At 62.2% G+C, this 13830-nt stretch carries 11 protein-coding genes; 6 read left to right on the plus strand and 5 right to left on the minus strand.

Translation table 11 applies throughout. The features are described from left to right. Positions 1-91: 91 nt before the first annotated feature. Together VGG64_25950 and VGG64_25955 are read right to left on the minus strand one after the other, a co-directional pair. Complete coding sequence (locus VGG64_25950; GenBank protein HEY1603074.1) at positions 92-1399, minus strand: DUF58 domain-containing protein; 1308 nt, start codon at positions 1397-1399, stop codon at positions 92-94. Next, positions 1396-2370 (minus strand): MoxR family ATPase, encoded by a 975-nt coding sequence (locus VGG64_25955; GenBank protein HEY1603075.1) that lies wholly within the window; start codon positions 2368-2370, stop codon positions 1396-1398. Before VGG64_25955 ends, VGG64_25950 begins: the two co-directional genes overlap by 4 nt. A 437-nt stretch (positions 2371-2807) precedes the next feature. On the opposite strand from VGG64_25955, the gene VGG64_25960 reads away from it, so the two are divergent. From VGG64_25960 to VGG64_25970, 3 genes are all read left to right on the plus strand, one after another. Further along, the gene (locus VGG64_25960) at positions 2808-4136 is read left to right on the plus strand and encodes a DUF1501 domain-containing protein (protein HEY1603076.1); all 1329 of its coding nucleotides are present in this window, start codon (positions 2808-2810) and stop codon (positions 4134-4136) included. A 63-nt stretch (positions 4137-4199) separates the two neighbouring features. After that, positions 4200-4601: a carboxymuconolactone decarboxylase family protein gene (locus tag VGG64_25965; protein ID HEY1603077.1), complete on the plus strand. Its 402-nt coding sequence runs from the start codon at positions 4200-4202 to the stop codon at positions 4599-4601. Positions 4602-4865: 264 nt separating this feature from the next. After that, positions 4866-5819, plus strand: a complete 954-nt coding sequence (locus tag VGG64_25970; protein HEY1603078.1) for a hypothetical protein — start codon at positions 4866-4868, stop codon at positions 5817-5819. 76 nt (positions 5820-5895) lie between these two features. Here the strand turns inward: VGG64_25970 and VGG64_25975 are convergent, their stop codons facing one another. After that, positions 5896-7404 (minus strand): hypothetical protein, encoded by a 1509-nt coding sequence (locus tag VGG64_25975; GenBank protein HEY1603079.1) that lies wholly within the window; start codon positions 7402-7404, stop codon positions 5896-5898. A gap of 199 nt (positions 7405-7603) precedes the next feature. Then, positions 7604-7933, minus strand: coding sequence for a thioredoxin (gene trxA, locus VGG64_25980; GenBank protein HEY1603080.1), 330 nt, complete (start codon positions 7931-7933; stop codon positions 7604-7606). 352 nt (positions 7934-8285) lie between these two features. Between trxA and VGG64_25985 the strand changes: the two genes are divergently transcribed. After that, complete coding sequence (locus VGG64_25985) at positions 8286-9290, plus strand: YhdH/YhfP family quinone oxidoreductase (protein HEY1603081.1); 1005 nt, start codon at positions 8286-8288, stop codon at positions 9288-9290. Between the two features lie 344 nt (positions 9291-9634). On the opposite strand, the gene VGG64_25990 is transcribed toward VGG64_25985, so the two are convergent. Beyond that, on the minus strand, positions 9635-10339 hold the full coding sequence (locus tag VGG64_25990) for a hypothetical protein (GenBank protein ID HEY1603082.1): 705 nt from the start codon (positions 10337-10339) through the stop codon (positions 9635-9637). Between the two features lie 357 nt (positions 10340-10696). Here VGG64_25990 and VGG64_25995 point away from each other — a divergent pair, with 357 nt between their 5' ends. Next, complete coding sequence (locus VGG64_25995) at positions 10697-11926, plus strand: hypothetical protein (protein HEY1603083.1); 1230 nt, start codon at positions 10697-10699, stop codon at positions 11924-11926. Between the two features lie 419 nt (positions 11927-12345). Further along, complete coding sequence (locus tag VGG64_26000; protein HEY1603084.1) at positions 12346-13680, plus strand: DUF1559 domain-containing protein; 1335 nt, start codon at positions 12346-12348, stop codon at positions 13678-13680. Positions 13681-13830: the final 150 nt, after the last annotated feature.

The following is a 13830-nucleotide window of genomic DNA, read 5'->3' on the forward strand; positions in this document are numbered from 1 at the left end:
CGGGCAATCAAGTAAGCCTGATGATGTCACACGCCGTGGGCATCTGCCGACATGTTTCCGCCGCGGGCCATCGTGGCCTTTGAAATATTTATTATCGTATCAATTGTTGCTGGCACACGGCGGCCAGTGCCGCCTCGCTGGTAACATTGCGTGCATCGACCCCCACGCTGATCAAGCGTCCGAGACATTCGCTGGCCTGGTGCTCGTCGAAAACAATCAAGACGGCCGTCACGGCATAGCCGCGGCGCCGCAAATTCCCCAGGGCCCAGGCAGTCTCGACCGAAACATCGCCGAGCACGGCCACGACCGACGCATCAGCCGGCAGCCGGGCCGCAGATTCAAGGACCAACTGCGCAAACGAAAGGCCGTCGGTCAACTCCACGCGGGCCAGCGTTTCCAGGATGCTGCGCAACTGCTCAGCTCCGCGACGCGTCGGCACGATCACAGGACACAGCCGGTCGCTAGTCTCGGTCATACTGGCGCTTTGCCGGGCGTTCTTGCGCGTGCGAAATTCGTGATCCCAGCCCTCTTGCCGAATGCGATCCGCTGCGTCCCGCCCATTGGTCACCAGACCAATCTGCTGACCCATTTGATAAACGGCGTTTGCCAGTGAAGCGGCCGTGGTAACCGCCAGCTCCGATCGCAGCGGTTCGTGCCGCTTGTGATAAGAATCGGTATGGAAGTCCAACAATACTGTTGCACCCGCGATGCACGAAGGCTCGTAAATCTTGCTATGCAGCACGCCCGTCCGCGCCGTGGCGCGCCAGTGTACGCGGTTCAGTGCATCGCCCGATTGGTACAATCGCACTCCGCTGGTGCGCGTTGGGTCTTCGAACAGCCGATGGGTCATCCGCACCTCGCCAATCGGGCGGCGCGAGGCGATGTCGAAGCCCACTAGCGGAACAACCTTCGGATAGACCAGCACGAAGTGCGGTGCGGCCGCCACGCGCCAGCGGCGGTGTAAGCCGAATAGGTCGCCACTTTCCAGCATGCAGGGGCCTATCTGGTAATAGCCGCGCATCTCGAAGTGCAGCTGGTACAGCATCAGCTTGCGCCCGTGGCCGGGCACCAAGGCAATCGCCAGCCGTTTTCCCGTAATTTTCAATCGCGGCGGACGCTGCACGAGCGCGGCGCGCGGCAGCAAGTCTTCCAACAGCACCCAAGGGACCGGCAGCGCGCCGGAATTGGCCACTGTGACAGCCACCGCGACTTTCTCGCCGATTTCGGCCGACAAACGATTGCACTCGCGCGTCGCCGACAGGCTCTCGATCCACCGTCTGGCCAGAAAGCGGCTCGTCACCAACAGAGCCAACAATACGTACATGGCATAGGCCAACAGTCCCAGCTGCAGCACGATTGCCGCCAACAGCAGGAATAGCGCGGCCAGAAACCATCTCATGGCCGGCTCGCTTCGCCTGCGACCATCGGCACAGGAACCAGGTCGAGAATCTCGTCGACCACGGTGACGGTCGTCACTTTGCGCAGCCGGCTTTCAGGTCGCAGGATCAATCGGTGGCCGAGCACGGCCGGGGCCATGCGTTTCACGTCGTCGGGCAGCACGAAATTATGCCCCCGCACCGCCGACAACGATTGCGCAGTGCGCAGCAGCGCCATCGACGCCCGCGGACTGCCGCCGAGCAAAACGTCGTCGTGTTCGCGCGTGGCGTGAACTAATGCCACGATGTAATTGCGCAGCTTCTCGTCGACGTACACTTCGCGCACCGCTTGTTGACATGCCAGCACCTCTTCAACGGTGACCACAGTCGTCAATTCATCGATCGGATGCGTGCGCTGCAACCGGTCGAGCATCTTGGCTTCTTCTTCAGCACTGGGATAGCCAAGCGACAACCGCACCAGAAACCGATCCAACTGCGCCTCGGGAAGCGGAAACGTCCCTTCGTGATCGACAGGGTTTTGCGTGGCAATGACAAAAAAGGGCGCAGCCAACTGGTGGGTCGTGCCATCGACCGTCACTTGCCGCTCAGCCATGGCTTCTAGCAGTGCCGCCTGCGAACGGGGCGTGGCGCGATTGATTTCGTCGGCCAGCACGATCTGTGCAAAGATGGGGCCTGGCCGAAATTCAAACTCTGCCGTCTTCTGGTTGAAAATCGAAGCCCCCGTAATGTCGGAGGGTAGCAGGTCGGGCGTACACTGTACGCGCTTGAAGCTGCAGCCCACGCTCTTGGCCAGCGCCCGGGCTAGCATCGTCTTGGCCACGCCAGGGACGTCTTCCAGCAGGACGTGCCCTTCACAGAAATAGGCGACCATCGCCAGCACCACTTCTTGTCGCTTGCCGATGATGACCTTTTCGACGTTGGCTATAATCTTCTTGGCCACGGCCGTGATTTGCGACGAGCGGACGGTCGACATGCGAAAATATGCCCGAAGTGTTGTTCCGGAAGAGGGGACTCACCTATATCAACGGCGAAGCGGCGGGAAAAAGCAAGAGTCGCCGACGGACAGGCAGCCGTTTTCGACCAGCGCCACGACGGTGGGCTCGCCGGGCTGGGGGCGGGGCCGTCTGGCCAATGGCCACGCCCTCGACGTGCTGATCGTTTGATCCCGTTCCCAGGCGGAATAAGCCCGATTCTTTGCCAGGCGTGTGCGGGCAAGGCGGTCTTCTCTCGCGCCTTGTCTTTCTTCGCACTCTTTGGGCCGGTACACTGATTTTCAGACCCGCCAGACGTTGCGTGGCCGTATCGATGACGTGCTTTCGCGACCTCGCCCTTGGATCTTGCCAAGCCGCAACCCGCTGTAATGCACGTGCCGTTCTGCAACGCCGGCAGACGGCCGAAGGAACCATTTTCATGTTCACGTTGCTCGGAGCCAAGCAGCGCTATTGCGACCGCGCCGCGCGCCGCAGTTTTCTCAAGATCGGCGGCCTGGTGATGGGGGGGCTCAGCCTGCCCGAGTTGCTTCGCGCCGAAGAGCAGCAGGGCATCCGCCGCTCGCACAAGTCCGTGATCATGGTCTACCTGGCCGGCGGCATGTCGCATCAAGACACGTTCGACCTGAAGACCGAGGCACCCGACGAAATTCGAGGCGAGTTCAAGCCGATCTCCTCGGTCGTGCCGGGCCTGGAAGTGGGCGAACTGCTGCCCAAGATGGCTACCGTGATGGATCGCGTGTCGCTCGTGCGCTCGATCGTGGGCTTGCGCGACGAACACTCCAGCTTTCAAAATGTCACCGGCTATACGATGGGCTCGGCACAGCGCGAGGGGCGGCCGAGTTTCGGCTCGGTCATCTCGCGATTGGCCGGACAGGTCGACCCCGTCGTGCCCGCGTTTGTCGACTTGTTCCCCACGATGCAACACAAACCGTACAACAGCCCCGGGCCGGGCATCCTGGGTCATGCGGCAGCCGGCGCCAAGGCCGACGGCGAAGATCTGGCCAGCATGAAGCTCCGCTTCGTATCGAATCAGGAATTTTCCGCGCGTCGAGAATTGCTGGCGAACTTCGATACCTTCCGCCACTCAGTCGACAGTCCGGGCGTCGACCTGCTCGACAACGCCTACCGTCGCGCTTTCGACGTGCTCACCAGCAGCAAGCTCGTCGACGCGATGGACGTCGAAAAAGAAGATCCGGCCGTGCGCGAGCGCTACGGCCGCGGTTCGGCCAAGCACTTGGGCGATGGCGGGCCGATGTGGAACGATCAATTGCTCATGGCCCGCCGATTGGTCGAAGCCGGCGCCCGCTGCGTCACCGTGGCCTACGGCTTCTGGGACACGCACAGCAATAACTTCGGCTGGCTAAAGGAACGACTGCCGTTGTTCGATCAAGGCATCTCGGCCCTGGTCGAGGATATTTATCAGCGAGGATTGGACCAGGATGTGACCGTGGTCGTGTGGGGTGAATTCGGTCGCACGCCGAAGATCAACAAGGACGCCGGCCGCGACCATTGGGCACCGGTCAGCTTTGCGCTGCTTTCCGGCGGCGGCATGCGTACCGGCCAGGTCATTGGCGCGACCGATAAGATCGGCGCCTATGCCGTGTCTCGGCGGATTCAATATCAGGACGTGTTGGCAACAATCTATCACAACCTGGGTATCGATCCCCACACGTTCGTCAAGGATTCTTCGGACCGTCCGACGGCGATCCTGCCCGAAGGGGCTCGGCCGATCAGCGAACTGGTTTGATTCTCTGCCTGTCGGCCGAGGCGATCCAAAAACGGAGCACGAGCGATGACGGCGCGACAGACAATGAAGCCAGGGCCCGCCACAGTCACCATGGTCGAAGAAGCAGCCGCGACAGGTCGCGTGCGCGAGATTTACGACGACATCAAGGCGACCAAGAGCATCGATTTCGTGCCGAATTTGTGGAAGACACTGGCCACGCATCCGCCGCTGTTGGAGCAGATCTGGACACGGCTGAAAGTAACCATGGCCCCGGGGCGCCTCGACCCGCTGACCAAAGAGATGATCGCCCTGGCAGTCTCGGCCACCAACGGCTGCGCCTATTGCGTCAACTCGCACACCGCTGCCGTGAAAAAGTTAGGGCTCGACGACGAAGGGCTAGGCGAGCTGATGGCTGTTGTGGCTATGTTCAATTCGACCAACAGCCTAGCCGACGGCTATCAAGTTGAGCCGGATATTCTGCCCTGAGCGTATGCAGCGCCGGCGTGCCACGAAGACTTCGTTACCGAGATACAGCTTGCCAGCGCGACCGCCAATCCGCTGATTTTTACCCGCCGGCGCCCGTTTTCCCCAGCCAAATGGCCGTATTTCACTTGGCTTTTGCTGTTACGGGGATTAGTCTCAATAGGTTGTAGGCCCGCTATGCTTTTGATTGCTTCCGCCTGTGCTTTGGCACTCGCGCCGTTGGGCCGCTCGCCGGAACGAGAAAACGATACGAGGAGAGCGTTTGCCATGACAACGAATCATCGCCTGACTGCCGGGTTCGTGCGCTCGATCGCTGCCGGATTGATCGCTGCGCTTGTCGGTACGTGCCTGTTGGCCGACGTCAGTTCGGCCGCCGATAGTCGCAGCAAGTCGAAATCTAAATCCGCCGCCGGCAAGTACAACCCCGACGATGCTTCGGTCGAAATGTTCGAAGGGATGAAAAACGGCGATATCGAGGTGAAGTTCATTCCCAAGGATTCGTCGCAGGCCAACGTGCTGATCACCAACAAAAGCGACAAGCCGCTGAACGTGAAGCTGCCCGAGGCGTTTGCCGCCGTGCCTGTGTTGGCACAACTCGGTCGAGGGGGTGGCGTCGGAGGTGGGGCCGGCGGTGGCGGCATGATGGGCGGCGGTATGAACCAAGGTATGGGTGGCGGCATGGGGGGTGGCGGAATGATGGGGGGCGGCGGCATGGGTGGTGGCATGGGCATGATGAACATCCCGGCCGAGAAAGTCGCCAAGTTCAAAGTCACCTGCGTCTGCTTGGAGCATGGCAAGGTCGAGCCGCGCGCCGCGGTTCCTTATCGCGTCATTCCGATCGAAGAATTCACCAAGAGCCCAGGCGTCCGCGAATTGTGTGCGCTGCTCGGCGCGGGCAAGATCAAGCAACGCGTGGCACAAGCTTCTGCCTGGAATCTGAATAACGGTATGGGCTGGGATGCACTGGCCGCCAAGCGCATCGAGTACATTGGCGGAGCCAGCGACTCCTACTTCAATGTCGAAGAGTTGCGGGAAGCCATGTCTGTGTCGAACGAGGCCACCGTCATGGCCGAGCAGCAGCGCCGCGCGACGCCCGAGAAGAGTCCGGGCGAGACGGCCGTCAGTGCTGGCGGATTTCGCGAAGAATCCGCGACGGGTCCTGCCGCGGGAAGCGTGGCAACGGATCAGCCAGTACCGCGACGCAAGGCAGCCAGCCGCTAAATCGCAACTGGCGGCCAGATAGCGCCACATTCAGAAAGGCGCGGATATCTCTCGGCGGCTGTACGTGCGCCGGTGGTCAATCGGCCGATTTGCGCAGCCGAGCCATTCTCGTACGTAATTCCTGCTCAAAAGTGAGCCGGCCCTGTTCCCACTCGGCACGTTCCTGGCCGACCTGATTTTGCAGCGCGCTCATAGCTTCCTCCCGCTGGGCGAGCGCGGCCGCCTGTAGGTCGAATTCTTGTTGGCGGCGCTGGGCCCATTGACCGAGATCCTCTTTCTTCGCGGCCAGACTTTTTGATTGGGCGGTGACCTCTTGGCCTAACCGAGCGAGCGCCGCGCGTTCGTCCGCGATTCTGCCGGTCGTTAGTCGCCAATGATCGGCCAGCCGCTCGCGCGATTGGGCTAAAGCGCTCGCCACTGCGGCCGGGGCCGCTACGCCCGTCAGCGCGGCCAGCGTTTCCTCGGCAACCAGCCGTGCTTCGAGGCTCTCGCGTTGCAGCTGCACGAGCTCATCGCGCATTCGCTCTAGACTTGCTTGCCGCTGGTCGAGCTGCTCGTTGCGCCGCTGCAGAAGTTCGCGTTTTTCGGCCGTCTCGGCGGCGGTCGCACGTTGGCTGTCGGCAAGCCTGCGGCGCTCGATGCGCGCTTGCTCGGCCAACTCGTGGCGCTCTTGCTCTAATTCGTGCCGCATCGCTGCCAGTTCCGTCTCGGCGCGCAACTGCAACTGTTCAGCTTGGGTCAGATGCTGCTCGCGTCGAGCCAGTCCTTCGGCGATTTCGGTTAGCTCTCGTGCGCGTTGTTTTTGTTCCGGACTGGGTCGCTGCGCCTGCGATGCCAATTGCGCGCGACGTCGTTCCGTCGCTTCTGCCGCAATCTCGATAGCAGCGCGACGGCGTTCCAGATGCGCGAGCGCCTGCCGAATTGTGTCGAGGTTCGTGCTGCGATCGTTGTCCAGCTGCTGCCGGGCGCGGGTGCGGACGTTGTGCTCTCGTTCGCGCAGCAATTCCAACTCGCGCTGGGCCGTCTGTTGTGCCTTGGCTTGCCGCGTGAGGCGCTCGTTCAGTCGATCGAGCGCGGCCTGCCGCAGCGAAAGCTCCTCGCTGCGTTTGTGGAGAGCGGACTCTTCCTTGGTACGTGCTGCGTCGTCCGCTGCCGCCAGGGCGTTCAGTTCCCGCGCGCGGACGGCAAGCTGCCGCTCGTGCTCTTTGGATGCTGCTTCCCGCTCGCTCAGCTCTTGGTGGCGCTCGGTGAGCCATAGGCGTGCTGCCCGCAACTGACCGTCAAGCTCCGCGGCCTGGGCGTTCTGCTGCGCCTCGCGGCGATCGAGATCTTGCTGCCGCTCGTGCAGCAGGCGGGCCAACTGCCGTCCTTGTGAGCGCAAGCGTGCCAACAGGTCGCTAGCGGGCACTACCGAGGCCTCGCCCGATGCGAGTGCGCGCGGCGTTAGCGGCTCGTTTGGCGCGGCAGTCGTTGGCGGCGCGCTCCACAGCGCGTGCGCCATATCGACACGAGTCCCGCCGGGCGCGAGGACAAATGCACCCGAGGAATCCGGAGCGGAGGCGCGGACCTGAAAGGAATCGGACATGCGGCCGCCGGGGGCTGGCCCTGGAATTTACTGCGGAGGAACGTTCCCTCTGCGCGGGCGGCGAGAGTTCGCCACCTTCCAGTGATCGGCCAGCCCGGCAAGAGAAATTCACCGCAATCCCCGGCCGGCGCACAAACATGCTACCGGCCCAGGCGAAAGGTCGCCCGCGCTGCGTGTTTCGCAGGGCACACGAGTGCTATCAGCCTTTGGCCGCATCCAGGGCGGCTTGCAAGCGGCTCTTCGGCTGCACGCCCACGAAGCGATCGACCACCTCGCCCCCCTTGAAGATCATCAAGGTGGGAATGCTGCTGACGCCGAACTGCGTGGCGGCGCTGGGGCTGTCGTCGATGTTGATTTTGCCAATCTTCACCGTTCCCTTGTACTCTTGCGCCAACTCTTCGACCAATGGGGCGATCATGCGGCAAGGACCGCACCACGGAGCCCAGAAGTCGACCAGCACGGGGTCTTGGCTGCCCAGTACTTCGTCCTGGAAATTACCGTCGGTGAACTCGGTGACGTTGCCGGCCATTGTGATATTTCTCCCAGAATCGCCCAGCGGCCGACGACCAACGACAGGGTCCGCCGCAGCCAACTGCTTTATTCTCGATACGCGAAAAAAATTATAGGAACCCCTAGGGGGGTGTCAACGAACTGGCGGCGGTCCGCCCCCGCGCTTACCGCGGGAAAGAGCCGGCCAGGCGCGGATTCGCCAAGGCAGGCCGAATTGCCGATCCCCAGTCCTGTTTCCTGCATCGCTGGACACGTCGTGCGGACGGCTATCGTTTGCATCGACGCCTGACTAGTCCTACCTTGAGCGTGACGCCACACGCATTCCGATCGCTTTCAGACTCATCGCTTTCAGACTTACCGCGGAGATCGTCATGACCCCCGACAGATTTCGCTGCTACCTGGTCACTAAGAACGAAGCGGGCAACGCGCAAGCGGCGATCTCGCACAAAACGATCGAGGAATTGCCTGCTGGCGAAGTGCTGATTCGCGTCGCGTATTCTTCGCTCAATTACAAAGATGCCCTGTCGGCTACGGGCAACCCGGGGGTGACGCGCAAGTTTCCGCATATTCCCGGTATCGATGTGGCCGGCAGCGTGGTCGATAGTCGCAGTGCCGAATTCCGTCCCGGCGACGAAGTGCTCGTCACCGGCTACGACTTGGGCCAGAACACGTGGGGTGGGTTCGCCGAATATGCGCGCGTGCCGGCCGCCTGGGTCGTGCCGCTCCCGGCCGGGCTTACCCTGCGCGAAAGTATGATCTACGGCACCGCCGGCTTTACCGCCGCGCAGAGCGTCGCGGCCATCGCCCATCACGGAATCGAACCCGGGCGCGGCGATGTGTTGGTCACCGGCGCCAGCGGTGGCGTGGGTATTCTGTCGGTGGCGTTTCTTGCCAAATTGGGTTATCGCGTGATCGCGGCCAGCGGCAAGCCGGCGGCGCATGACCTGGTGAAGTTGGCCGGCGCTGCCGAGATCGTGTCGCGCGACGACGTGCGCGACGCCAGCGAGAAGCCGTTACTGCCGGCTCGCTGGGTGGCCGCGGTCGATACCGTCGGCGGCGACACATTGGCGACCGTCGTCCGCTCGCTCGATCGGGGCGGGTGCGTGGCCGCGTGCGGTTTGGTCGGCGGCACGGGCCTCAAGCTCACCGTGTTTCCCTTCCTGCTGCGTGGCGTCAGTCTCACGGGCATCGATTCGGCCGAATGCCCGATGGCGACGCGTCGCAAATTGTGGCAGCGCCTGGCCACCGACTGGAAGCCCGATTGTCTGCCGCGGCTGGCCACGGAAGTCGGCTTCGGCGAATTGGGCGCCAAGATCGATAAGATACTCGCCGGCCAGGTGGCGGGGCGCGTGGTGGTTAAACCGAGCGGCGTATAAGGCATTCCCTGCGCGATGCGAGCGACTTCGAGCACATGGGGTGATTACCCCATGAAAATTGTCGCGCGATCCAGGGGAATTATTCAATTAATGGAATTATTCACCGCTCGCAAAAACGACGTCCGACCGGACCACTTGCGCGTTTTCCCAGGGAAATGAGAACATTTCCCTGAATTCTGTCCGCGCGCTTGGTCAACTAACCCGCCGGAACATGCTGGCAATATAGCGACCGAGTGCGGACATCTCTGGCCGTATTTCCGGCCACCGCGGCCACGACCTGCGGCGTAGCGAAATCCGCTGCCCGGCCTACAGGACGTCGCTTGTGCGTGCCGGCAATATTCTCGCTACGGCCGGACGCGCGGCGGCAAGGCAGACGCGTTCACGTCGGCCGGCGTCAGCTCGAGCTGATCGAAATCGGCCTCGCCCGTCCCTCCGTTCAGGCCGATCACGATCAGAGCCAATCGCGTCGACTCGGGCACCACGATCCGGGTTGCCACTTCCGACCAATCGCGCGTGCCGGCCCACGGGCCGATTGTTTCGTCCCCCACCTGTGCATCGTCCGCGTCGTAGAAGCGGATCTTGACGCTTGCCTGATCAGATAATGCCTGGCCCGGCGCGGCGTCGCGCACCGCGACCCACAGCGAAGCGTCCAAGGCCCGCACCTGGCGACCATCGAGCGCCAAATGCTGCTCGGCCTGCGCCGAGCGGCCAGGCACGCTGTTGCGGAAGCGCACATAGCGCTGCCCGTGCGGCGCAGCGGCCCCGTCCATGACTTGCATCTGTTGCACGTAATACCAGGCCGATGGCCGACTAGGGTCTTTGACTGTTGCTGCCTCGAAACTGCCGTTTTTTATTAGCGGTGCGGCCGCACGATCGGCGCCGTCAACGATCGTGGCCGTAGCGCAAAGAATTGTCGCGCACAGTATCAGCGCGGCCGGCCGATGGGGACTGACGTCGACAGTCGCACGGCCCACGGCATTGTGGCCAGTACACTTGACGACGCGCGCCGCCTTGCGAGCTGCCCAGTGTGTCACTCCGGCGTTTGCCATGGCGGATTCCAGCGCGTTCTTTGCAATCGGATATATCAAATATGGATTTGGCTCTTTATTGAGCCCTATAGACTGCCGTCACGATCGGGATCGTTTCCGTTTGCCAAAATAAATTGGTTCCGCGTGCCAGGACGAGTTTGTTTCGCCACTGAAAATTGACGAAACGTTCGCGACTTCACGACTCTTCTGAACAAGCCAGCGCTGGCGCTCTGAAGCACTATCGTCACTCGCGCGACTGGCCAGTGGCACCCTATGGAGCCCTCGAAAAAGGCCCGGCCGCCGCGACGACAATAATAAGCTTACCACGATGGATGCTTCGCACGACGGATAAGGTACAGTTGTGGCAATAGGAATTTCATGCAAGCTCGCGCTCCTGGCCGCCTGGTTCGCAGAATGAAGATGCTCGTGGCGCTTGCGACTTCGTTTCCGGCCACTTTGTCGTTGCTCACATTGTTGCTGGTTACTGCGGCGGCGCTGCGCGCGCAGGCTGACGATCGTCGTGCGGCCGCGCGGCAAGAGATCGTTCGCCGCGGCGGCACAGTCGAAACCGTGCCCACCGCACAGTCGGTAGACGAGTTCATCGCCGTCCGCTGGATCGCCGGCGACGAAGGGCTCGATCAACTCGTGGCCGCCGGTCGCGTGTGCTGGCTCGATCTTAGCCGCTCGACCATTACCGACGCTGCGCTGGCAGACGTGGCAAAGCTGCCCGACCTGGAAATGCTGTATCTCGCCGAGACGCGCATCACCGACGCGGGGCTCGCGCGGCTCGCGACGCTCGGCGCGTTGCGTGGTTTGTTTCTACAAAGCACGGGCGTCTCGACCGCGGGGCTCGCGCAGCTCGCGGGTCTGCGCCATATCGAGTGGCTGAATCTGTCGTTTACAAAGATCGACAGCCAGGCGCTTGTCCACATTGAAGACTGGCAGGCGCTAACCGGTCTGTGGCTGTCGGACACGGCCGTCGACGATGACGGCCTGCCGCACCTGGCGGGGCTCGCGCGATTGCGCAGCCTGAAGCTGACCCGCACTCGCGTCACCGACGCCGGGCTACCGGCCGTCGGCCGCCTGGCCGCGCTCGAGATGTTGTGGCTGGGGGGAACGGCGATCAGCGATCGAGCGTTGCCAGCGATCGCCCGCTTGGCGGCGCTCGAGTGGTTGCTGCTCGACGATACGACAATCACCGACGCCGGACTGGCGGAAGTCGCAACGCTCGTGCGATTGGAAGCCCTGTCACTGGCCAACACCGCGGTGACCGACGCGGGGCTGGCGCGGCTGAGCAATCTGCACAAGCTTCGCCAACTGATATTGGACGGTACGCGTGTCACGGGGGCCGGTCTGGCCGGCTGCCCGCGGCTCGATTTCTTGGGTCTGCGCGGCACACAGGTTTCGGATGACGGGTTAGCCGTGATTGCCGGGCTTCCCCACTTGCAGGGGCTGGACCTGCGCGAGACCGGGACCACCGACCGCGGGCTGGCCGAATTGCGCAGGCTAGCAAACCTGCAGGAGCTATTGCTCCGTCGCACGCGCACGACATGGGCCGGGCGACGTGAGCTGGGCGTGGCGCTACCGGACCTGGAAATCGTGCCTTGAAACAGAGGCGCTTCTTGGAGTTTGGATCGGTCGCTCGCCCGGGAGCGATGCGCTAAATGGCCGTTCGATAGGTGCGGAGAGCCGGCCTTGCACAGCGAAAGGCGTTGCAGGGCCCAAGGGCGCAGCGCGAGTCGTTTCCCTGTCGGTAGCCAGCTAACCTTCGAACCATACCCCCCACGACACAAAAATATCCTCAAAACCCTTGCATGGGTTGCGACTTATCGTAGATAATGGCAACCGTTCTCGGCGACTCATCGGGGCATTCGTCCAGGCGGTTCCCAGGCTTCTTGGCCTGTTCGGCTGCTGCGGCGGTCGATGTGTGCGGGAACGGCGTGTTTTATGCTCGGGCGATTGCTTATTTTGCCGAGGCGTGTGTGCGTATACGGTTCTAATCTTCTCATCTTGTTGGAGGTCGTTTGATGTCTCGTTCTTCTCCTACATCCCGAAGGCGCGGGGCGTTCACCCTGGTCGAGCTGTTGGTGGTGATCGCCATCATCGGCATTTTGATCGCGCTATTGCTCCCGGCGGTGCAAATGGCGCGCGAGGCGGCCCGCCGTGCGCAGTGTTCGAACAATCTGAAGCAGATTGGCCTGGCGATCCTCAACTATCACGATTCGTACAACAAGCTGCCGATCGGCGCCAGTGCGCAGAAGAACACGATATCCGGAGTCTCTACCTATAGCTGGGGTAATTCCTGGTGGGTGGGCATTCTGAATTATGCGGAAGGGTCCGCCGTCGCGGCACAGTGGAGCAATGCCCTGCCGAACAACGCCTTGGTGGGCTGGTCCGGCATGGGTACGAGTACAGGGTTGCCATCTCTCAATCCCAACGCCTATCTGGTCGGAAATCCCACCAGTAATTCAACGAATCCGCAGGGCTACCGCCCCGCGTTCATGCTTTGCCCGTCGAGCCCGCTTCCGCCCACATATACGGGTTCGATTGTTTCGGGTTTTCAATCTCAAATCGTGATGCCCACCTACACGGGCGTGGCGGGCGCGGTTTGCCTTGCGGCAGTTCCTGATGGTGCGGGAGATACGACCGCTGTAACGATCAACAATATTCCCGGCGTTTATGGCCTCGGCCCTGATCCCACCACGGGAGCCGCGAAAGTGACTGACTCGCGTGCTCAGATCACAAATTGCAACCAAGGGGTCATTGGCGCCAATGGGTCTTTGTTCCCTGGTAAGGGTGTCGGCCTGGCAGGACTTTCCGACGGCACCAGCAACACCATGCTGGTGGCCGAACAATCTGGGTGGCAGTATTATGCCTCAGCCGGGGCCGGACTACCGGGCAAGCAAGGCGATTTCCGTTCGACGGCAGTGTTCGGTGCGTTCACCGGAACCAGTTGCAACGGCACACCGCCCAATATGGTTGTAGGGACTGGTTCGTCGACTGTTAGCGCGTTCGGCATCACGACGGTCCGTTGGCCGGTCAATGCCTTCTCCTCGCGCTCCCCGCAGCTCACAAGCAGCACCGCGGGTAGTAGCTATCCGCTGATCCCAAGCTTGTCGGCCACGATTAATGACGGAGGTGGCTCTCAAGTCCCATTTGGTGTCTGCCCGACTGCGGGTATATCTCCCAGTGTATCTATGACTGGAGCCAACAATCCGATTCAGTCGCAGCATCCCGGCGGCGCGCTCGTGCTGATGGGTGACGGATCGGCGAAGATGCTCAAGAACGAGACCGACATGATCACGCTCAAGCGGTACGCCGTCCGCGACGATCGACTGGTCATTTCCGACACGATCAACTAACGGCCAGCGGCGTTGACGTACGAAGAATCTATGACCCCGCGACGGGCTCTTTCCCCGCCGCGGGGTTTTTTTACGCGCTCTGGCGATAGGATGATCACCCACCGCGTGCCTCTGCCGGCAATGTGCCCGTGGGTTGTGCTGTGCGCATCG

The organism is Pirellulales bacterium (assembly GCA_036490175.1).
Lineage (GTDB): Bacteria > Planctomycetota > Planctomycetia > Pirellulales > JACPPG01 > JACPPG01.

What these genes read in the sequence shown, in the direction of transcription:
- VGG64_25950 (HEY1603074.1), bottom strand. Translation starts at nt 1,399, where the DNA reads ATGAGATGGTTTCTGGCCGCGCTATTCCTGCTGTTGGCGGCAATCGTG.
- VGG64_25955 (HEY1603075.1), bottom strand. Translation starts at nt 2,370, where the DNA reads ATGTCGACCGTCCGCTCGTCGCAAATCACGGCCGTGGCCAAGAAGATT.
- VGG64_25960 (HEY1603076.1), top strand. Translation starts at nt 2,808, where the DNA reads ATGTTCACGTTGCTCGGAGCCAAGCAGCGCTATTGCGACCGCGCCGCG.
- VGG64_25965 (HEY1603077.1), top strand. Translation starts at nt 4,200, where the DNA reads ATGAAGCCAGGGCCCGCCACAGTCACCATGGTCGAAGAAGCAGCCGCG.
- VGG64_25970 (HEY1603078.1), top strand. Translation starts at nt 4,866, where the DNA reads ATGACAACGAATCATCGCCTGACTGCCGGGTTCGTGCGCTCGATCGCT.
- VGG64_25975 (HEY1603079.1), bottom strand. Translation starts at nt 7,404, where the DNA reads ATGTCCGATTCCTTTCAGGTCCGCGCCTCCGCTCCGGATTCCTCGGGT.
- trxA (HEY1603080.1), bottom strand. Translation starts at nt 7,933, where the DNA reads ATGGCCGGCAACGTCACCGAGTTCACCGACGGTAATTTCCAGGACGAA.
- VGG64_25985 (HEY1603081.1), top strand. Translation starts at nt 8,286, where the DNA reads ATGACCCCCGACAGATTTCGCTGCTACCTGGTCACTAAGAACGAAGCG.
- VGG64_25990 (HEY1603082.1), bottom strand. Translation starts at nt 10,339, where the DNA reads ATGGCAAACGCCGGAGTGACACACTGGGCAGCTCGCAAGGCGGCGCGC.
- VGG64_25995 (HEY1603083.1), top strand. Translation starts at nt 10,697, where the DNA reads ATGCAAGCTCGCGCTCCTGGCCGCCTGGTTCGCAGAATGAAGATGCTC.
- VGG64_26000 (HEY1603084.1), top strand. Translation starts at nt 12,346, where the DNA reads ATGTCTCGTTCTTCTCCTACATCCCGAAGGCGCGGGGCGTTCACCCTG.